Source organism: Bradyrhizobium sp. USDA 4341 (genome assembly GCF_054063755.1).
This window is the reverse complement of record NZ_JBSSGO010000002.1, coordinates 1410334-1429048: the sequence shown is the minus strand read 5'-3', so window position 1 is coordinate 1429048 and position 18715 is coordinate 1410334. Positions and strand designations below refer to the sequence as shown.

At 63.5% G+C, this 18715-nt stretch carries 20 protein-coding genes; 13 read left to right on the top strand and 7 right to left on the bottom strand.

The window, feature by feature from the left end; genetic code table 11:
* Window positions 1–8: 8 nt before the first annotated feature.
* Both ACVIGB_RS12765 and ACVIGB_RS12760 read right to left on the bottom strand, forming a co-directional pair.
* Window positions 9–554: a response regulator gene (locus ACVIGB_RS12765; protein ID WP_092115128.1), complete on the bottom strand. Its 546-nt coding sequence runs from the start codon at window positions 552–554 to the stop codon at window positions 9–11.
* Between the two features lie 118 nt (window positions 555–672).
* The gene (locus ACVIGB_RS12760) at window positions 673–1452 is read right to left on the bottom strand and encodes an NAD kinase (protein WP_456722422.1); all 780 of its coding nucleotides are present in this window, start codon (window positions 1450–1452) and stop codon (window positions 673–675) included.
* A gap of 162 nt (window positions 1453–1614) precedes the next feature.
* Here ACVIGB_RS12760 and ACVIGB_RS12755 point away from each other — a divergent pair, with 162 nt between their 5' ends.
* Complete coding sequence (locus ACVIGB_RS12755; RefSeq protein ID WP_456722423.1) at window positions 1615–3198, top strand: S10 family peptidase; 1584 nt, start codon at window positions 1615–1617, stop codon at window positions 3196–3198.
* A 282-nt stretch (window positions 3199–3480) separates the two neighbouring features.
* Here the strand turns inward: ACVIGB_RS12755 and ACVIGB_RS12750 are convergent, their stop codons facing one another.
* Complete coding sequence (locus ACVIGB_RS12750) at window positions 3481–4362, bottom strand: LysR substrate-binding domain-containing protein (protein WP_456722424.1); 882 nt, start codon at window positions 4360–4362, stop codon at window positions 3481–3483.
* A 182-nt stretch (window positions 4363–4544) separates the two neighbouring features.
* Between ACVIGB_RS12750 and ACVIGB_RS12745 the strand changes: the two genes are divergently transcribed.
* Both ACVIGB_RS12745 and ACVIGB_RS12740 read left to right on the top strand, forming a co-directional pair.
* Complete coding sequence (locus ACVIGB_RS12745; RefSeq protein ID WP_456722425.1) at window positions 4545–5006, top strand: (2Fe-2S)-binding protein; 462 nt, start codon at window positions 4545–4547, stop codon at window positions 5004–5006.
* A gap of 2 nt (window positions 5007–5008) precedes the next feature.
* Window positions 5009–7186 (top strand): molybdopterin cofactor-binding domain-containing protein, encoded by a 2178-nt coding sequence (locus ACVIGB_RS12740; protein WP_456722426.1) that lies wholly within the window; start codon window positions 5009–5011, stop codon window positions 7184–7186.
* Between the two features lie 275 nt (window positions 7187–7461).
* Here ACVIGB_RS12740 and ACVIGB_RS12735 read toward each other — a convergent pair whose 3' ends face one another.
* Window positions 7462–8841, bottom strand: coding sequence for a M20/M25/M40 family metallo-hydrolase (locus ACVIGB_RS12735; protein WP_456722427.1), 1380 nt, complete (start codon window positions 8839–8841; stop codon window positions 7462–7464).
* Between the two features lie 182 nt (window positions 8842–9023).
* Entirely contained in the window at window positions 9024–9920 is an 897-nt protein-coding gene (locus ACVIGB_RS12730; RefSeq protein WP_456725191.1) for a DUF2189 domain-containing protein, read from the bottom strand.
* Window positions 9921–10487: 567 nt separating this feature from the next.
* On the opposite strand from ACVIGB_RS12730, the gene coxB reads away from it, so the two are divergent.
* The 6 genes from coxB (at window position 10488) to ACVIGB_RS12700 (ending at window position 16033) form a co-directional block, all read left to right on the top strand.
* A complete protein-coding gene (gene coxB, locus ACVIGB_RS12725; RefSeq protein ID WP_229168327.1) occupies window positions 10488–11321 on the top strand; it encodes a cytochrome c oxidase subunit II in 834 nt (277 codons plus the stop codon).
* Between the two features lie 71 nt (window positions 11322–11392).
* A complete protein-coding gene (gene ctaD / locus ACVIGB_RS12720; RefSeq protein WP_092115121.1) occupies window positions 11393–13168 on the top strand; it encodes a cytochrome c oxidase subunit I in 1776 nt (591 codons plus the stop codon).
* Window positions 13165–13869: a cytochrome c oxidase subunit 3 gene (locus ACVIGB_RS12715; protein ID WP_456722428.1), complete on the top strand. Its 705-nt coding sequence runs from the start codon at window positions 13165–13167 to the stop codon at window positions 13867–13869. The genes ctaD and ACVIGB_RS12715 overlap by 4 nt, the downstream gene beginning before the upstream one ends.
* A gap of 15 nt (window positions 13870–13884) precedes the next feature.
* A complete protein-coding gene (locus ACVIGB_RS12710) occupies window positions 13885–14607 on the top strand; it encodes a heme-copper oxidase subunit III family protein (protein ID WP_092115119.1) in 723 nt (240 codons plus the stop codon).
* Window positions 14608–14616: 9 nt separating this feature from the next.
* Window positions 14617–15024: a cytochrome C oxidase subunit IV family protein gene (locus tag ACVIGB_RS12705; protein ID WP_456722429.1), complete on the top strand. Its 408-nt coding sequence runs from the start codon at window positions 14617–14619 to the stop codon at window positions 15022–15024.
* A 100-nt stretch (window positions 15025–15124) separates the two neighbouring features.
* Entirely contained in the window at window positions 15125–16033 is a 909-nt protein-coding gene (locus tag ACVIGB_RS12700; RefSeq protein ID WP_456722430.1) for a heme o synthase, read from the top strand.
* A 131-nt stretch (window positions 16034–16164) separates the two neighbouring features.
* Here the strand turns inward: ACVIGB_RS12700 and ACVIGB_RS12695 are convergent, their stop codons facing one another.
* Complete coding sequence (locus ACVIGB_RS12695) at window positions 16165–16383, bottom strand: GDCCVxC domain-containing (seleno)protein (RefSeq protein WP_456722431.1); 219 nt, start codon at window positions 16381–16383, stop codon at window positions 16165–16167.
* Window positions 16384–16484: 101 nt separating this feature from the next.
* Complete coding sequence (locus ACVIGB_RS12690) at window positions 16485–16634, bottom strand: hypothetical protein (protein WP_456722432.1); 150 nt, start codon at window positions 16632–16634, stop codon at window positions 16485–16487.
* Here ACVIGB_RS12690 and ACVIGB_RS12685 point away from each other — a divergent pair.
* The 4 genes from ACVIGB_RS12685 to ACVIGB_RS12670 all read left to right on the top strand — a co-directional run bounded on the left by ACVIGB_RS12685 (window position 16633) and on the right by ACVIGB_RS12670 (window position 18688).
* Complete coding sequence (locus ACVIGB_RS12685) at window positions 16633–17190, top strand: sigma-70 family RNA polymerase sigma factor (RefSeq protein WP_456722433.1); 558 nt, start codon at window positions 16633–16635, stop codon at window positions 17188–17190. The genes ACVIGB_RS12690 and ACVIGB_RS12685 overlap by 2 nt on opposite strands.
* Window positions 17187–17828: an NrsF family protein gene (locus ACVIGB_RS12680; RefSeq protein ID WP_456722434.1), complete on the top strand. Its 642-nt coding sequence runs from the start codon at window positions 17187–17189 to the stop codon at window positions 17826–17828. The genes ACVIGB_RS12685 and ACVIGB_RS12680 overlap by 4 nt, the downstream gene beginning before the upstream one ends.
* 116 nt (window positions 17829–17944) lie before the next feature.
* Window positions 17945–18214 carry a hypothetical protein gene (locus ACVIGB_RS12675; protein WP_456722435.1) on the top strand — a complete coding sequence of 90 codons (270 nt, stop codon included), beginning with the start codon at window positions 17945–17947 and terminating at the stop codon, window positions 18212–18214.
* A 114-nt stretch (window positions 18215–18328) separates the two neighbouring features.
* Entirely contained in the window at window positions 18329–18688 is a 360-nt protein-coding gene (locus ACVIGB_RS12670) for a hypothetical protein (protein WP_456722436.1), read from the top strand.
* Window positions 18689–18715: the final 27 nt, after the last annotated feature.

Below are 18715 nucleotides of genomic sequence, written 5' to 3'. Positions count from 1 at the left end.
GCGATATCCTAAATGGTCGAGCGCGCCTTCTCGAGCAGCGACGGCTGTTGCAGGATTTCGACCTCGCCGCTGCCGCGGCGTTCGGGGCCGATATAGGTATTGGTGGTGTTGCGGCGGCGGTCGGGACCGAAATAGGTCTTGGTCTTGATGAACGGGCGCGGATTGGCGACCACGTTCATGATCCGCTGATAGAGGCCCTTGGCCGAGATCGGCTTGGCCAGGAATTCGGTGACGCCGGCATCGCGCGCCACAGTGACGCGGCGCTTCTCGGAATGGCCGGTCAGCATGATGATCGGTGCGTAGGGGTTGCCCTTGGATTCCGGCTGCCGGATCATCTGCGCAAGCTCGAGGCCGTCGAAGATCGGCATCGACCAGTCGGTGATGACGATGTCGGGCACGTAATGGGTGTACATCTCGAGCGCGGTGGCGCCGTCCTCGGCCTCATACACCTCGCGCGCGCCGAATGAATGCAACAGCGTCCGCAGGATGCGGCGCATGTGCGGATTGTCGTCGCAAATCAAAAATCGCAGCTTGTTGAAATCGATGCGATACATGGTCCGGTCCCGAACGGGCATACCGGGCCAATGCGGTATTACCCAGCGTTAACCATATCCCGCCCGCGGTTAATGATTGGTTGCCGGGCAAGGGAGCAAGGGTCGGGCCGGCGCGCCGTCAATAGCCGAACTGCTCGCGCAGGATACGCTCTTCCAGCGAGTGGCCGGGATCGAACAGCATCCGCATCGCGATCGTCTTGTCGGAGAGCACCTCGACCCGGCGGACGTCGCGGACCTCGTCATGGTCGGCGACCGCGGCGACCGGGCGCTTCTCGTCCTCGATCACCTCGATCACCACGAAGGCGGAATTCGGCAGCAGCGCGCCGCGCCAGCGCCGCGGCCGGAACGCGCTGATCGGGGTCAGCGCCAACAGCGCCGCGTTGATCGGCAGGATCGGCCCCTGGGCGGAGAGATTGTAGGCGGTCGACCCGGCCGGCGTCGCCACCAGGATGCCGTCGGCCATCAGCTCGGGCATCCGCTCATGCTCGTCGATCAGGATGCGCAGCTTGGCGACCTGGTAGGTCTGCCGGAACAGCGCCACCTCGTTGATGGCGTGATGCAGATGCACCGCGCCGTGGATGTCGGTCGCGCGCATCAGGAGCGGATTGATCAGCGACTCCCGCGAGGCGGCCAACCGCGTGCGCAGATCGTGCGTCGAATATTCGTTCATCAGGAAGCCGACGGTGCCGCGATGCATGCCGTAGATCGGCTTGCCGCTGCGCATGTTGGCGTGCAGCGTCTGCAGCATCAATCCGTCGCCGCCGAGCGCAACCACGACGTCCGCATCAGCGGCCGAATGGTTGCCGTACATCGCGGCCAGCTGCTCGAGCGCGGTCTGCGCTTCTGAGCTCGCGCTGGCGACGAAGGCGATCTTGTCATACCGCTTGGAGCTAGCCATCGCTCACGAACTCGTTTGGCACGGAACACGCCGCGCTCGTCTATACATCCCGGGCGGCCTTGTCGAGATGGTCCCGTGAGAGACCCGATGCCCAACGGGTGCCGCCAGACTAGCGCAGTTCGATAGTGATATGCGTAAATGTCGGCCCAGGGAGTGAACGGCATGGCTAACAGTTTTGCGACACAGCTCACCGCGGCGTTGCTGGTGGCCTGCCTCGCAACCGCGGTGCGGGCCGACGACGAGACCCCGCAGCCGTCGCCGTCGCCGAGCGCGCAGGCCCCAAGCGGTCAGAACCCAAGCGGCCAGAAGGGACGGGCAGGGCGCGGCGAGGCCGGCTCCGGCGCCAACGCCGCGGCCAACGCGCCTGCCGCCGAGCAGCACCGCCTGCCGCCGGATTCCACGACCAAGCAATCGGTCGCGCTCCCCGGCCGCACGCTCGCCTTCAGCGCGACCGCGGGCTCGATCCGCGTGTTCGACGACAAGGGCGAGCCGCTCGCCGACATCGCCTACACCTCCTATCAGCTCGATGGCGCCGAGAAGGCGAGCCGCCCGGTGACGTTCCTGTTCAACGGCGGGCCGGGCTCCGCGTCGGCCTGGCTGCAATTCGGCAATGTCGGGCCGTGGCGACTCCCGTTCGACGGAGCGGTGGCCTCGGCCTCGCCGGAGCTGCAGCCGAATGCCGACACCTGGCTCGATTTCACCGATCTTGTCTTCATCGATCCGGTCGGCACCGGCTACAGCCGTTTCGTCACCACCTCGGAGGATGCGCGCAAGCGCTTCTTCACCGTCGATGGCGATGCCAACTCGGTTGCGCTGGTGATCCGCCGCTGGCTGGAGAAGTACGATCGGCTGACCTCGCCGAAATACGTCGCCGGCGAAAGCTATGGCGGCATCCGCGGACCCAAGGTGGTGCGCAATCTGCAGATGCAGCAGGGCGTCGGCGTGCGCGGCCTGGTGCTGATCTCGCCGGTGCTCGATTTCCGCGAGTATACCGGCTCCAGCATCCTGCAATATGTCGCGAGCCTGCCGACCATGACGGCGGTCGCTCGGCAGGCGAAGGGGCCGGTGACGCGCGAGGATCTTGCCGACGTCGAGAGCTACGCGCGCGGCGATTTCCTGCTCGATCTCGTCAAGGGGCAGGCCGATACCGAGGCCACCGCGCGGCTCGCCGACAAGGTCGCGAGCCTGACCGGCATCGATCCGGCGGTGAGCCGCAGGCTCGCCGGCCGCTTCGACATCGGCGAATTCCGCCGCGAGTTCGATCGCAAGAACGGCAAAGTGACGGGCCGCTACGACGCCTCGATCGAAGGCTTCGATCCCTATCCGGACTCCAGCTCCTTCCGCTTCAACGATCCGTCCGGCGATCCGCTGATGGCGCCGCTGACCAGCGCCGCCGTCGATCTCACGACGCGCAGACTGAACTGGCGGCCGGACGGCTCCTATCATCTGCTCAGCGAAAGCGTGAGCAAGGGCTGGGAGTTCGGCCACGGCATCAGCCCGCCGGAATCGGTGACGCAGCTGCGCCAGATGCTGGCGCTCGACCCCAAGCTGAAGCTCCTGATCGGTCACGGCCTGTTCGATCTCGCAACACCGTACTTCGCCTCGAAGATCATCCTCGACCAGCTGCCGGCCTTCGCGGGTCCGAGCCGCACCAGGCTCGCGGTCTATCCCGGCGGCCACATGTTCTACTCCCGCGACGGCTCGCGCCAGGCATTCCGCAAGGAGGTCGAGGCGCTGGTGAAGTGAGGGGCGCGGCGTGGATTGCTTCGCGTGCCGCAAATGTTGTCGTCGTCCCGGCGAAAGCCGGGACCCATGCGCCGCGGCGTGTGTTGTGAACGGGACTCGTGATTCCAACGTCGTGCATCAACTGGCATCGGTGGTTATGGGTCCCGGCCTGCGCCGGGACGACACCATGTCTGTTGCGCGACTTGCGTGCAAAACCCATCATCACTCCCGCGGCCCGTTTGATGGGTATCGCTTCGCTCCACCCATCCCACGATTCCACGACTCCGGTTATTCGTCGGATTCTCACCCATAGGTCTCCACGATGAAGTCGATCAAGGCGCGCAGCTTCGGCGTCATCTTGCGGTTCTTCGGCCACAGGATCTGGCGCGCGCGGGCTTGCGTCGAGTAGTTCGGCAGCAGCACCTGCAGCCGCCCGGCGGCGATATCGTCGGCCAGCAGCTCGTCGCGCATCAGCACGATGCCGGCGCCGACCAGCGCCGCATAGCGGATGCCGAATGCGCTGTTGATGAAGAGGCGGCTCGCGACATCGACATGCACTTCGCCCTCCGGTCCGACGAAGGTCCATCGCTGCCCGTCCGACCAGCCGGGATAGCGCAGGCATTCATGGTGGACGAGATCCCCCGGATGCGTTGGTGTGCCGCGTTCGGCGAGATAGCTCGGCGCAGCGCACACCACGCCGGTGTAGGGCGACAGCGAGCGCGACATCATGGTGGAGTCGGTCAGCGTGCCGACGCGGATCGCGGCGTCGAGGCCTTCCTCGAGCAGATCGACCATCCTGTCGCTGAGCACGAGGTCGACCGAGACTTCCGGATATCTCTTCATGAAGCGGACCAGCGCGGGCGCCAGGTTGTACGACCCGAAGGCGACCGAGGTCGCCACGCGCAGCTTGCCGCGCGGCGCGCTCAACGCCTCCTCGACCAGCGCATCGCCGGCCTCGGCCTGTTCCAGCAAATGCTTGCAGTGATCGAGATAGCTGCGGCCGAGTTCGGTGAGGCCCTGCCGCCGCGTCGACCTGTTGATCAATTGCGAGCCGAGCCGGTCCTCGAGAAAACGGATATGCTTACCGATCATGGTCGGCGAGATCCGCAGCTCTTTGGCCGCCGCGGTGAAGGAGCCGAGATCGGCAACGCGGGCGAACACGGACATGCTGGTCAGTCGATCCATGATTATAAACCAATGGTTATTTCATTGCGCATCGTCGCGCCGCTTATGCGGCATTGGAATTGGATTTATTACCATAGGTGAGTAATCGGCGCGAATGCGCGTGCGATCGCTTTGGAATGTGCCGGTTGCGCCCGGAGGGGCGGAGTCCGAGCGGGGCCTCGAACCAGGACAGGAGTGTCAGGATGCCTTTCCAGATCATGATCAATGGGACCAGTCATTCGGTCGACGCCGACGGCGATACGCCGCTGCTGTGGGTGCTGCGCGACGTGCTCGGCATGACCGGCACCAAGTTCGGCTGCGGCATGGCGTTGTGCGGCGCCTGCACGGTGCATCTCGATGACAGCCCGGTGCGCTCCTGCATCACGACCATCGACAGCATCGGCGACTCCAAGATCACGACCATCGAGGCGATCGGCAAGACGCCGGCGGGCAAGAAGATCCAGGACGCCTGGCTCGCGCATGAGGTGCCGCAATGCGGCTACTGCCAGTCCGGGCAGATCATGTCCGCCTCCGCCTTGCTCGCAAGCAAGCCGAAGCCGACCGATGCGGATATCGACGACGCGATGTCGGGCAATATCTGCCGCTGCGGGACCTATGTCCGCATTCGCGAAGCCATCAAGCAAGCCGCGCAGTCGGGAGGTTGATCATGACGCTGATGAACAATGTGTCTGAGCGCGCCGCCGATCTGTCGCGGCGCAATTTCCTCCGCACCAGCGCGATCGCAGGCGGCGGCCTGCTGCTCAGCGTGAGCCTGCCGTTCGCCAGCCGCGAGAGCGAGGCTGCGACGTCCGATGGCTTCGCGCCGAACGCGTTCATCCGGATCGGCGGCGACGGCAAGGTCGTGCTCACCATGCCCTATGTCGAGATGGGGCAGGGCACCTACACCTCGATCCCGATGCTGATCGCCGAGGAGCTCGAGATCGGCCTGACGCAGGTGCAGCTCGAGCACGCGCCGCCGAGCGACAAGCTCTATGCCAACCCGCTGCTCGGCGTGCAGGCCACTGGCAATTCGAATGCCATGCGCGGCGCCTGGCAGCCGATGCGGAAAGCCGGCGCCACCGCGAAAGCGATGCTGGTCGCGGCCGCGGCGAAACGCTGGAACGTCGATCCCGCCGCATGCCGCGCCGAGAATGGCGAGGTGCATCATGCAGCCTCGGGACGCAAGCTCGGTTACGGCGAATTGGCGGCCGACGCGGCGCAGATGCCGGTGCCGGACAACGTGACGCTGAAGAGCCCGGCCGAGTTCAAGCTGATCGGCACGCCGGCCAGGCGGCTCGATACGCCCTCCAAGATCAACGGCTCGGCGGTCTACGGTATCGATGCACGGCCGCCCGGCGTGAAGGTCGCGACGCTGGCGCAGTCGCCGGTGTTCGGCGGGCGGGTCAAGCGCGTGGATGATGCGGCGGCAAAGGCCGTCAACGGCGTGCGACAGATCGTGAAGCTCGATGACGCGGTCGCCGTGGTGGCCGATCACATGGGGGCGGCGAAGAAAGGTCTCGCGGCGCTCACGATCGAGTGGGACGAGGGGGCTCACGCCAAGCTCGCCACGTCAGATATCGCGCGCGAGCTCGAGACCGCCACGACGAAGCCCGGCGCCGTCGCGCAAAATGTCGGCGACGCCGACAAGGCGCTGGCGGGCGCGGCGACCAAACTCGAGGCGACCTATCAGCTGCCGTTCCTCGCCCATGCAACGATGGAGCCGATGAACTGCACCGTGCATGTTCGCGCCGACGGCTGCGAAATCTGGGTCGGCAACCAGGCGCTCTCGCGCGTGCAGGCGGTGGCCGCGAAGATGCTGGACCTGCCGCCGGAGAAGGTGGTGGTGCACAATCATCTGCTCGGCGGCGGTTTTGGCCGCAGGCTCGAGGTCGATGGGGTGATCCGCGCCGTGCAGATCGCAAAGCAGGTCGACGCGCCGGTCAAGGTGGTGTGGACCCGCGAGGAGGACATCCAGCACGACATGTACCGGCCGTACTGGTGCGACCGGATTGCGGTCGGTCTCGATGCATCGGGCAAGCCGGTGGCCTGGAACAATCGGTTCGCGGGTTCTTCCGTCATTGCGCGGTGGGCGCCGCCGGCGTTCCGCAACGGTCTCGACCCCGACACGACAGAGGGGGCGATCGACCTCGTCTATGACATTCCGAACTTCCACGTCGAATATGTCCGGGTCGAGCCGCCCGGCATTCCGACCGCGTTCTGGCGCAGCGTCGGGCCCTCGCACAACGTGTTCGTCACCGAAAGCGTGATCGACGAGATGGCAGCGGCCGCCAAGCAGGATCCCGTCGATTATCGCCGGGCGCTGCTTGGCAAATCGCCGCGCGCCAAGGCGGCGCTCGAGCTTGCCGCGGCCAAGGCCGGCTGGGGCGGCAAGTTGCCGGCCGGGCGCGGCCGCGGCGTGTCGTTGCAATTCGTGTTCGGCAGCTACCTCGCACAGGTCGCCGAGGTCGAGGTTGCCAAGGACGGCTCGGTCCGCGTCCACCGCGTCGTCTGCGCGATGGACTGCGGCACCGTGGTCAATCCCGACACGGTGCAGGCGCAGTTGCAGAGCGGCATCAATTTCGGGGTCACCGCCGCGCTCTATGGCGAAATCACGCTGAAGGACGGTCGCATCGAGCAGAGCAATTTCGACAGCTACCAGATGCTGCGGATCGACCAGGCGCCGGCCATCGAGGTCCATATCGTGCCGAGCACCGAGCCGCCCGGCGGCATGGGCGAGACCGGGACATCGGGAATCGTGCCTGCGATCAGCAATGCGATCTTCGCGGCAACCGGCAAGCGGCTGCGGAAGATGCCGGTCGATCCGGCGGTGTTGAAGCAGACGTGACCGATTGAGAGATGGCGCAGCTGTGCTTCGCGGGCCGAAGGTGACTTCGGCTCGCGCGCGGCACCGCGTTCTCGCGACATGATCTGTCCGAGTTCTGCTCTTCCATCCGCCCTCTCGCTTGACGAGGGCGCAGGGAAAGCCGGGTGCCGATCGCACCCATGAGTCCGGTGCAACAAAAAGCACGGGAGGTAGGCCACAGGTGTAACCGGAGCAATCCCGGCTTTCCCTGCACGATGGCCTTACGGGTCTTGTTCTATTGCCTCGACAGGCGGGGTCTAGCCCTCGCGCCGGAACTGGCCGAGTTCGTGCAACAATGCAGCCCCGGTCCGCAAGCCGCTGTAGAAGCAGTCCAGCGTCATGTTTTCGTTCGGCGCATGGTTGGCTTCGTCCGGATTGGCATAGGGCGTGACGAAGGCAGGGATGCCCAGGAGCTTGGTGAACACGTAGTTAGGCAGACTGCCGAAGCCGGCCGGTATCAGCAGCGGCTCCTGGCCATGGGCGGCAACGAAGGCGCGGCGCAGCGGCGCGGTGTAGGGCGAGGCGATCGGCGTCTTCGAGGGCTGCATTCCCATGTCTGCAGCGACGAACTCGACCTCGGGCGCGTGTTTCGCGACGTGAGCCCGGACCTTGCGCAGGATGTCCTCGGCGTCCTGAGCCTCGACGAGACGGATGTCGCATTTGACGAAGGCCTCGTTCGGCAGCACCGTCTTGGTGCCGGGGCCGCCATAGCCGCCGTGGAAACCGTTGATGGTCAGCGTCGGCTGGAAGCAGAGACGGTCGTAGAAGGGGCGGTCGGCAGGCGCGTCGAGGCGCTTCAGTGCAAGGCTCGCTTTGACGGCTTCGATATCGAGCGGCAGGCGCTCGATCGCCGCCAGTTCCTCAGCCGCCGGTGGCTCGACGGCATCATGCAGCCCCTCGATGGTGATCTCACCGGCCGCGTTCTTCATCGTGCCGAGAAGGTGGACCAGCGTCCAGATCGGGTTCGGCACGACGCCGCCGAAGTTGCCGGAATGGACGTCGCGGTTGGCATGGCGGCAGCGCAGCTCGAAGGAGACGACGCCGCGCGAGCCGAACTTGATCGTCGGTGCGCCGCTGGCATGGCGCGGGCCGTCGGCGGTGACGGCAAGATCGGCCTTCAAGAGATGCGCGTTGGCGCGCACGAAACCGGCGATGTGCGGGCTGCCGATCTCTTCCTCGCCCTCCAGCAGCAGGATGACGTTGCAGGGCAGTTCGCCGTGCACCTTGAGATGGGATTCGATCGACAGGATCTGGGCGAGGTGCTGGCCCTTGTTGTCACCGACGCCGCGCGCATAGAGCCGGCCGTCCCGGATCGTCGGCTCGAAGGGCGGCGATATCCATTTCTCGAGCGGGTCGGCCGGCTGTACGTCATAGTGTCCGTACAGCAGGACGGTCGGCTTGCCCGGTGCCTTCTCCCAGCGCGCCACCACCATCGGATAACCCTCCGTCGGGACAAGGCCGGCTTCGAGGCCGATCCCTGTGAGCATCTCGACCAGCAGGGCGCCGACCTCGGCGATGCCGATGTTCTCGGCACTGATGCTTGGATGGCGCAGATAGGCGATCAGGCGCTGCAGGAAGGTGTCGCGGTTGGATTCGATATGAGTGAAGACGGCAGCCAATGCGTCGGACGAAGCCATGATGAGTACCTGACAATCGAGCGGTCGTCGCGCCGGAAGACGCCGGCGCGATCAGCGTCGGATTGCGCGAGCGCTTTACCTGCCTCCAAAGAGACAATCAACGGGGAGACGTCAATCGCCATCGGCGCGACAACAACTACGTCCGCTATGCCCTGCGAGCGATCAAGCTCGCGCCGGTATCACTAACGCTCACGGCTCCACGGGAAGAGCGAGGCCGGGAAATCGGCCGCGTAGCGGTGACCGATCGGCGGGCGGGGATCTTCTTGCGGAGGATTCGGGTCAGGCTCGATCACCTTCCTGTAAAGATGCCAGGTCGCATGACCAAGCACCGGCAGAACGACGCAGAGACCGACGAAGAATGGCAGTGAACCCACGGCCAGCAATACCGCAACGATCAATCCCCACGCCGCCATCTCAATTGGATTCATCATCACGGCCCGTATCGAGGTGCGGATCGCATCGATCGCTGTCGCATGGCGGTCGAGCATCAGTGGAAACGAGACGACGCTGACGCACAGGGCAGCCAGGGCGAAAAGGAAGCCGACGCCGCATCCGACGATGATGAGCGACCAGCCTTCGGGTGTCGTCAACACGCGCTCTGCGAAATCAGGGATGCTCGCAGCCGGAGCATAGCCGAAAGTCGCAATGTAGATCGCGTCCGCGGCGGCGATCCAGACCCCGAACAGAACGAACAGGAGAATGCCAAGTTCGAGCATGGCGCCGAACGACGGCGCGCGCAGCACCTGCATTGCATCCCAGGCTCCTGGCTCCTCTCCTCGCTCGCGGCGGCGGCTCAGTTCGTAGAGGCCTAATCCGGCGAAAGGACCGATGAGGGCGAAGCCGGCGGCGAGCGGAAACAGCAGCGGCAGAACCGAATAGCCGATCACAAGTCTGAACAGGACAAGTCCGAGGACGGGGTACATCACGCACAGGACGATGGCGTGGGTCGGGATGGCCTTGAAGTCTTCCCAGCCGAGGCGCAGCGCGTCGCCTAGGTCTGAAAGGCTGATCTTGCGAACGACAAAGGCGGTCGAGACGCCAAACAATTGCAGTTTGGGTCGTGCGAATACGGTAGTCATGGTTCCGGCCTCCTTGCTTGTGCCCGCAGGGGAACGGAGCGCCATCAACACACGCACATCCGCCTCATGCGCGAAAATCGCGACTGAGTCCGGCAAATCAGATTCAACCGGAAGGAGCTTGCCGGACGACATCTGTCGCAACCGGTCCAATCAAACTAGTCCGATACGCAGCAGAAGCAAGATGGCGGATGCGGTCGGGAGAATTGTGCAATCGCACAGGCCAGGTTTTGCGATGCACCATCTGATGGCGGGTCCCGATCGGTGCTCTCCGGCACGCAATGCATTCGCGCCAACGCGCGCCGGACAGAGGCGGGACATACTCCTCTATTGACGCCGGGCTCGACGAGTACCATCTTGAATGCACTGAACGCCCCCAAGCTCCGATGAGATTGCGGCCGTGACGTTGATCCTTTGTCATGATGTCCCAGCGTCGCGACCGGCAGAATGGGCGAGGCAAAAGGCACGGTGATGGTGTACGTGACACCATACCTTTGACACCATACCTTTGACCTGAGCTCCGCCCTTTCGTTCGTCTCCGTAGCCTTCAGTGGCAAGGAGGAATGAGGGATGGCTGTCGCGCTCGTACTGCTCCTGGTTGCAGTCGCCTCGGTGCTGTTTCACATCTACAGCCCGTGGTGGTGGACGCCGATCGCCTCAAACTGGCGCTACATCGACGACACGATCAACCTGACGTTCTGGATCACCGGTGCGGTTTTCTGCGCGGTCATCGCGTTTATGGCTTACTGCGTGTTCCGCTTCCACCACAAGGAGGGACGGCGGGCCGCCTACAATCCCGAAAACAAGAAGCTCGAATGGTGGCTCAGCATCGTGACGGCAGTCGGCGTCGCCGCCATGTTGGCGCCCGGCCTGGTCGTCTGGCACCAGTTCGTCACCGTTCCCGACGACGCGACCGACGTCGAGGTCGTTGGACAACAGTGGATGTGGAGTTATCGGCTTCCGGGAAAAGATGGCCGGCTCGGCACGTCAGATGCGCGCCTGATCAGTCCCGACAATCCTCTTGGGTTGAATCCCAACGATCCGAACGGACAGGACGACATCGTCGTTCAAAGCGACGATCTGCATCTGCCGGTTGGGAAGCCGGTGAAGGTGTTGCTCCGCTCAATCGACGTTCTGCACGATTTCTACGTGCCTGAGTTCCGGGCCAAGATGGACATGATACCGGGCTCGGTGACCTATTACTGGTTCACGCCCACCCGCACCGGAACGTTCGACGTCCTCTGTGCGGAGCTGTGCGGTACCGCGCACGCGCAGATGCGGAGCAGGGTCGTCGTGCAGGAAGCGAAAGAATACCACGCGTGGCTCGAGAGGCAGCGGACGTTTGCGGAGTTGTCAGGGCAGCACGACGTCGCGAAGGCCGCGTACAGGACTGGTCGCGAATGAACATGCCGACGAGGATCAGCCGGATATGAGGTGAACTCGTCGCTGAGCGGAAGACCAAGGAGGCTATTCCGATGGTCGATATCCCGTTTGATGAGGTTGCAGGCATCCCGCCCGCCGAAGTAGGTGAGGTCGAGCTCTATCACCCGCACAGCTGGTGGACGAGGTACGTCTTTTCGCAAGACGCCAAGGTTATCGCCGTCCAGTACTCGATCACGGCGATGTCGATCGGGATGGTTGCGCTGGTGCTGTCGTGGATGATGCGGCTGCAACTGGGATTTCCCGGCACATTCTCCTTCATCGACGCCAATCAGTACCTTCAGTTCATCACCATGCACGGCATGATCATGGTGATCTACCTGCTCACGGCGTTGTTCCTCGGCGGCTTCGGCAACTACCTCATCCCGCTGATGGTCGGCGCGCGGGACATGGTCTTCCCCTACGTGAACATGCTGAGCTACTGGGTCTACCTGCTCGCCGTGCTGGTGCTGGTCGCGACGTTCTTCGTGCCCGGTGGGCCGACCGGCGCCGGCTGGACGCTTTATCCACCCCAGGCGATTCTCTCCGGTACCCCCGGGCAGGATTGGGGCATCGTTCTCATGCTGGCCTCGCTGATCCTGTTCATCATCGGCTTCACGATGGGCGGGCTCAATTATGTGGTGACAGTGCTGCAGGCCCGCACGCGCGGCATGACATTGATGCGGATGCCCCTGACGGTGTGGGGCATCTTCACGGCCACCGTGATGGCGCTGTTGGCCTTCCCGGCGCTGTTCGTCGCCTCGGTGATGCTGTTGCTGGACCGTCTCCTGGGAACCAGCTTCTTCATGCCGACGCTGGTCGAGATGGGCCAGCTGACGAAATATGGCGGCGGCAGCCCGATCCTGTTCCAGCATTTGTTCTGGTTCTTCGGCCACCCCGAAGTCTACATCGTCGCCTTGCCGGCCTTCGGCATCATTTCAGATCTGATCAGCGTCCACGCGCGAAAGAACATCTTCGGCTATCGCATGATGGTTTGGGCGATCGTGGCAATCGGTGCGCTCAGCTTCGTCGTATGGGCGCACCACATGTATGTGAGCGGCATGAACCCGTATTTCGGGTTCTTCTTCGCCACCACGACACTCATCATCGCCATCCCGACTGCGATCAAGGTCTACAACTGGGTGCTGACCCTGTGGCGCGGCGACATCCATCTCACGGTGCCGATGCTGTTCGCGCTCGCATTCATCATCACGTTCGTGAACGGCGGCCTGACCGGACTGTTTCTCGGTAACGTGGTTGTGGACGTTCCGCTGTCCGACACGATGTTCGTTGTCGCACACTTCCACATGGTGATGGGTATCGCGCCGATCATGGCCGTGTTTGGCGGGATCTATCACTGGTATCCGAAAGTCACCGGACGCATGCTCAATGAGGCGCTTGGACGTTTCCACTTCTGGGTGACGTTCATCGGGGCCTATGCGGTCTTCTTCCCTATGCACTATCTGGGCCTGCTCGGGATGCCCCGCCGCTATCACGACATCGGCGAGACAACCTTCGTCCCGGCATCCGCCCACGACCTCAATGCGTTCATGAGTGTGGCGGCGCTGATTGTCGGCTTCGCCCAGCTTGTCTTCCTGTTCAATCTCATCTGGAGCCTGTTCAAGGGAAAAGAGGCTGGCAGCAACCCCTGGGGAGCCGCCTCGCTGGAGTGGCAGACACCGGAAACCCCGCCCGGACATGGCAACTGGGGCAAGGACCTCCCGATCGTCTATCGCTGGGCCTACGATTACAGCGTGCCGGGCGCTGCGGGGGATTTTGTGCCGCAAAATGAACCGCCGGCCGGATTGGCGCCGCAGGGAGCCCATCCGTGAGTGCCATCATCCTGTTCACTGTTACAATCGCAGCGATCGCGGGATGGTGGCTCTCGCAGCAGCGGCTGGCCGCCAAACCCTGGCTCGAGCAAGGGGTGGACGTCGATCTTCGCGGTGAGCGCGGTTCGTCCGTGCCTACGGCGAAGATCGGACTGGGCGTATTTCTCGCAGTCGTCGGCTCGTTGTTCGCGCTCCTGATCAGCGCCTACTCGATGCGTAACAGCATGGTGGACTGGCGGGAGCTGCCCCTGCCCAGGCTGTTGTGGGTCAATACCGGCGTCCTGGTCATCAGCAGCGTGGCGCTGCAATGGGCGTACATGGCCGCGCGACGCGACGACATTGACGGCCTGATCGTCGGCCTGCTGATCGGCGGAGCATCCGCCGTGACCTTCCTGGCCGGGCAGCTATTGGTCTGGCAGCAGCTGAAGGTCGCCGGCTATTTCGTGGCGTCCAATCCAGCCAATTCCTTCTTCTACCTGATCACCGCGGTGCACGGACTGCATCTGATAGGCGGTCTGGTAGCGCTCGGCAGGACGACCGCCAAGGTGTGGCGTGGCGCGCCGATGATGCAGATGCGCCTGAGCGTGGAGCTCTGCGCCATCTATTGGCATTTCCTGTTGTTGGTCTGGCTGATCTTGCTCGGTCTGATGACGGGCTGGACCGACAGTTTGGTCGACATCTGTCGCCAGTTGCTCACCTAGCGAGGGCGGGAAACGATGACGGAAACCACACTTGCACCCCCCCAGACGTCGCCCGGAACGATACCCGGATTGCGCGGCATCGCCGCCGACTGGGCCTCGGACCAGCGTGCCTTCAAGCACGTGTCCTGGGGGAAGGCCATGATGTGGATCTTCCTTCTGAGCGACACCTTCATCTTCAGCTGTTTCCTGCTGTCGTACATGACGGCGCGAATGTCGACGACCGTGCCGTGGCCCAATCCCAGCGAAGTCTTCGCGCTGAATCTCGGCGGCAAGCACATCCCGCTCATCCTGATCGCGATCATGACTTTCATCCTGATCAGCAGCAGCGGGACGATGGCGATGGCCGTCAACTTCGGCTACCGCAGGGATCGCGTCAAAACGGCAGCCTTGATGCTGGCCACCGCGGCATTTGGCGCGACGTTCGTCGGAATGCAGGCCTTCGAATGGACCAAGCTGATCATGGAGGGCGTGCGGCCGTGGGGCAACCCGTGGGGCGCGCCGCAATTTGGTGCATGCTTCTTCATGATCACCGGCTTCCACGGCACCCACGTGACCATCGGCGTGATCTTCCTGATCGCCGTCGCGCGAAAGGTTTTGCGGGGAGACTTCGACGTCGAAAGGCGTGGCTTCTTCACGAGCCGCAGGGGATATTACGAGATCGTCGAGATCATGGGCCTGTACTGGCACTTCGTCGATCTGGTGTGGGTGTTCATCTTTGCCTTTTTCTATCTCTGGTGAGGTTGGCGCATGACAAACGCAGCGGTACATGTGGAAGGGCAGGCAACGCAACATGCGCTGCACGCGTATGCGCACGACGCAGTCGCATCAGGAGCCACGCACGCAGAGGGCCAGCAGCATCCGATCAAGCTCTATCTCGTGGTCTGGGGATGGCTGTTCGTGCTCAGCACCTGCTCATACCTCGTCGACTTCTTTGGCATCCATGGCCATCTCCGCTGGTCACTGATCCTGCTGTTCATGGTGCTGAAGGCCGGCCTGATCGTTGCCGTGTTCATGCACATGGCCTGGGAGCGGTTGGCGTTGGCCTACGCCATCCTGTTGCCGCCGGTGCTCGTGTTGGTTTTTGTAGGGATCATGGTGTTCGAATCCGACTATACGCATCTGCTTCGGGTCATGTTTTTCGCGCCAGCGAGCTAGAGGCAGGACGGCTGAGAACTCGCCACGTCATCTGGGACTCTGCGAAGAAGGCCTTCAACCGATGGCCTTTTGAGTATCGAACTGACGAGGAATCAATCTCGTGCAAATCAATCGTTCAATTCTTCGCCGGAGCTATACCAACATCGGAGACTACGTTGCACTGACGAAACCGCGCGTCATGTCGCTGGTCGTCTTTACCGCACTGGTCGGTCTTATGGTCGCACCAGGCGGCATCGATCCCGTGACCGGCGTCGTTGCTCTTGCTTGCATAGCTGCGGGAGCTGGCGCCGCAGGTGCGCTCAACATGTGGTACGACGCCGACATCGATGCGGTGATGGCGCGGACCGCCATCCGTCCAATTCCCGGCGGCCGTGTATCGCGCCCGGAAGCACTGGTTTTCGGATTGATGCTCGGGACGTGCGCCGTCCTGACCCTCGGCACTTTGCTGAATATGGCCGCTGCTGCACTCCTTGCCTTCACGATTTTCTTCTACGTGGTCGTCTACACGATGTGGCTCAAGCGCCGAACACCGCAAAACATCGTCATTGGCGGTGCCGCTGGCGCACTCCCTCCGGTGATCGGCTGGGTCGCCGTCACCGGAAGCGTCGGGCTCGAGCCGCTCATCCTGTTCTTGATCATCTTCCTCTGGACGCCACCCCACTTCTGGGCATTGTCGCTCAATCTTGCTGGAGAATACGCCCGCGCCGGTGTGCCGATGTTGCCGGTCGTCGCCGGCAAGACCGAAACAAAGCGCCAGATTCTTCTCTATAGCGCGCTTTTGGTTCCGATCTCGCTGCTACCCTATGCACTGGGATTCGCGGGGGGCATCTATGGCGCGGCCGCGGCGATGCTGGGAGCGATCATGATCTTTCTCGCATGGCAGGTACGTCGAAGCCACGACAAGGAAAGGCGGCCTGCTCGCCGCCTGTTCGTGTTTTCGATGCTCTATCTGGTGCTTCTTTTTGGTGTGCTGCTGATGAATGCTGCACCCTACGCCCAGTCCTACTAACGCGACGCATTCGAATCGACAGCCGCAGGGCTTGCTTCGTGCTGTCCCCGGCGAGACTGGGCTTGCCTAGCCGATAAACCAACATCTTCGCTGCGGGGCGTGCGCCGCCGGACAAATCAGTGGCAGGGGGCTCAGGCTGGCCCGGGCCCGCCACAGCATTCGCCGCGCGTCTGCACCGGAGGGCAGGCGACCGTCCCGTAAGAGCAGAACACGCAGCAATCGCCGGCAAGCGGCTTGAGGCGGGTGCCGCAGCCGCGGCAGTCGTAGAAGAATTGGCAGGCATCGGTCGGCATGGTTTCGGTCGCGGCGAATCCGCAGGCCGGACAGGTCAGGGTCGAGACGAGTTGCATGGGCCGTGGGTCCGTTGGTTAGTCCCTCATGTCATTTCGGCGATAGCACAGGTCAAGGCCCCATCTGGCAGGATTGTGATCGGCGGCCGCCAAAGACGGGCTTATCCAGCCGGGATGAAGCCGCAAACTGTCGGGATGATGTGTGCGAACTGAGCTGAACCCGTCGCGGCCTCGAAAATATTCGTGGTCCGGCCGATCAGGCTGTAACCAAACCGGTCGCCTGAGCGAACCAGACCATAGATGCGCTGCATGACGACCGCGGAAAACGAGCTCAAGCCACTGATGCTTGCCAGCCAGGATGGCGATGCGGCGGCCCACCGGGCGTTGCTGGAGCGCCTGAGCCGGCATTTGCGTGCCTACTACAAGAGCAAGCTTGCGAGGACCGGCCGCGGCGCGGCGGAGGCGGAGGACCTGGTGCAGGAGGCCGTGTTGGCAATTCACCTCCAGCGACACACCTACGACCCGGCACAGCCATTGACGCCCTGGGTGCACGCGGTCGCGCGCTACAAGCTGATCGATTTCCTGCGTCGCACGCGGGCTTCGCGCGCCGACGTGCCGATCGATGAGGCCGACGACATCACAGCCCATGACGATCATATCGGCGCCGAGAGCAGCTTTGACCTCAGGCGATTGCTCAAGCAATTGCCGGCGAACATGCAGTGCGCGATCGCGGCCGTGAAGCTCGATGGATTGAGCGTCGCCGAAGCAGCGCAGCGGTGCGACATTTCGGAATCCAGTGTGAAGGTCAGCATTCATCGCGGGCTGAAGGCCCTGGCCGCGTTGATCGCCGGGAGGACGGAGCCATGAAGACCGATGACCTCATCGCGGCGCTCAGCAACAATGTCGAGCCGGTCGATCGCCGGCTGGTCGGCCGGACCGTTGCTATCGCGCTCGGGCTGGCGTTGGTTGCCGCACTTGGCCTCGTGCTTGCCGGGCTTGGCGTCCGCGCCGACCTGACCACGCCGCGTGCCTTGACCTTCCTCTTTCTGAAACTCGCATTCGCGCTGGCTACTGTCGGCGCGGCGTCGGTCTATCTGGCCCGGCTGGCGCGGCCGGGCGGCGAGCGAAGGATCTCGCTTGGACTTGCCGCACTCCCGTTCGGGGCGATCATGCTGCTTGCTACCATCAGCCTCGGACAGGCGCCCAGCTCTCACTGGGACAGGATGGTCATGGGAGACCAATGGCTCGAATGCCTCATCTCGGTTCCGATCATCGCGATCGTGCCGTTTGCCGTGGTGATCTGGGCAGTCAGAAAGGCGGCGCCGACCAATCTGGTGCAGGCGGGGGCATTCGGCGGCCTTGTCGCAGGTGGCGTGAGCGCCGTCGCCTATGCACTCCACTGCACCGATGACTCGTTGCCCTTTGTCGCGCTGTGGTACGGCGGCACGATCGTGCTGTGCACACTTGCGGGCGCGGCATTGGGACCGCGGTTGCTGCGCTGGTGAAAGGCAGTGATCGGACCTCTCACGTCGGCGTGAGCGTGTAACCGGGGAAACATTGGCTCCGAACTCATGATCAGAAGCGCAAATCAATGCGCTTCAGGAAAATGATGGAGCCGATGATGTCGATCAACAAATGCCTTCTTGCCTTCTCAATCCTCGCGCCGCTGGTGGTGGCGTCGGCGACCGCGCAAGCGGGCCTGACCGCCTCCGACAGGAGATACTTGCCCAATGAGGCCGCAGAAACCGCATCGGCGGCTACGGTTGCCGCGCAGCGCGACCCGATGTCTGCATTCGGCTACGATCAGGGAGCGATGCGCGTGCAGCCGGCGAGCGTCCCGGACGCTGCCCGGACGCCGTGGCGCTATCACGGCGGCCCGAAGGCTCGATAGGCGCGGCATGCGGGCGCCAAGCCGGGATGAACGATTAACCACCCAATCTCCCGCTGGTGCAGTTGTGAACAGGGTGACCTTTTCAGCACCCGTCCTTTGTGAGACTGTCGCAACATGAATGTTCGCCAATTGTTCAGATTGCTGCTCGCCGTCCTCGTGACGGCAGGCCTGACAATTGCGCCGCTGGCGACGCCCGCGGCGGCCGGATCTTCGTTGACCGGTATGAGCCAGATGGCGGACATGTCTGACATGGCGGCCGATATGCCGTGCTGCCCCGACAAGCAGAAGAGCAATGATTGCCGGGATTGTCCGCTGGTTGCGATTTGCATGTTGAAGGTCCTGCACGAGGGACCATCGACCCTCGGCTTCGCGGTGAGGCCGGCGACGCAGCTGCAATTGCATCCGCATGACGATCTGGTCGCTGACGGGCTGGTCCGTCCGCCACCCGACCATCCTCCTCGACATTTGGTCTGACTGGCGCCGCAAGCGCCGGTTGCTGCC

Bases quoted from the DNA above. Each gene is read 5' to 3' on its own strand.
- ACVIGB_RS12765 (WP_092115128.1), bottom strand. From the start codon at position 554: ATGTATCGCATCGATTTCAACAAGCTGCGATTTTTGATTTGCGACGAC.
- ctaD (WP_092115121.1), top strand. From the start codon at position 11,393: ATGGTCGATATCCCGTTTGATGAGGTTGCAGGCATCCCGCCCGCCGAA.
- ACVIGB_RS12745 (WP_456722425.1), top strand. From the start codon at position 4,545: ATGCCTTTCCAGATCATGATCAATGGGACCAGTCATTCGGTCGACGCC.
- ACVIGB_RS12675 (WP_456722435.1), top strand. From the start codon at position 17,945: ATGTCGATCAACAAATGCCTTCTTGCCTTCTCAATCCTCGCGCCGCTG.
- ACVIGB_RS12740 (WP_456722426.1), top strand. From the start codon at position 5,009: ATGACGCTGATGAACAATGTGTCTGAGCGCGCCGCCGATCTGTCGCGG.
- ACVIGB_RS12685 (WP_456722433.1), top strand. From the start codon at position 16,633: ATGACGACCGCGGAAAACGAGCTCAAGCCACTGATGCTTGCCAGCCAG.
- ACVIGB_RS12690 (WP_456722432.1), bottom strand. From the start codon at position 16,634: ATGCAGCGCATCTATGGTCTGGTTCGCTCAGGCGACCGGTTTGGTTAC.
- ACVIGB_RS12750 (WP_456722424.1), bottom strand. From the start codon at position 4,362: ATGGATCGACTGACCAGCATGTCCGTGTTCGCCCGCGTTGCCGATCTC.
- ACVIGB_RS12670 (WP_456722436.1), top strand. From the start codon at position 18,329: ATGAATGTTCGCCAATTGTTCAGATTGCTGCTCGCCGTCCTCGTGACG.
- ACVIGB_RS12705 (WP_456722429.1), top strand. From the start codon at position 14,617: ATGACAAACGCAGCGGTACATGTGGAAGGGCAGGCAACGCAACATGCG.
- ACVIGB_RS12735 (WP_456722427.1), bottom strand. From the start codon at position 8,841: ATGGCTTCGTCCGACGCATTGGCTGCCGTCTTCACTCATATCGAATCC.
- coxB (WP_229168327.1), top strand. From the start codon at position 10,488: ATGGCTGTCGCGCTCGTACTGCTCCTGGTTGCAGTCGCCTCGGTGCTG.
- ACVIGB_RS12730 (WP_456725191.1), bottom strand. From the start codon at position 9,920: ATGACTACCGTATTCGCACGACCCAAACTGCAATTGTTTGGCGTCTCG.
- ACVIGB_RS12680 (WP_456722434.1), top strand. From the start codon at position 17,187: ATGAAGACCGATGACCTCATCGCGGCGCTCAGCAACAATGTCGAGCCG.
- ACVIGB_RS12760 (WP_456722422.1), bottom strand. From the start codon at position 1,452: ATGGCTAGCTCCAAGCGGTATGACAAGATCGCCTTCGTCGCCAGCGCG.
- ACVIGB_RS12695 (WP_456722431.1), bottom strand. From the start codon at position 16,383: ATGCAACTCGTCTCGACCCTGACCTGTCCGGCCTGCGGATTCGCCGCG.
- ACVIGB_RS12755 (WP_456722423.1), top strand. From the start codon at position 1,615: ATGGCTAACAGTTTTGCGACACAGCTCACCGCGGCGTTGCTGGTGGCC.
- ACVIGB_RS12710 (WP_092115119.1), top strand. From the start codon at position 13,885: ATGACGGAAACCACACTTGCACCCCCCCAGACGTCGCCCGGAACGATA.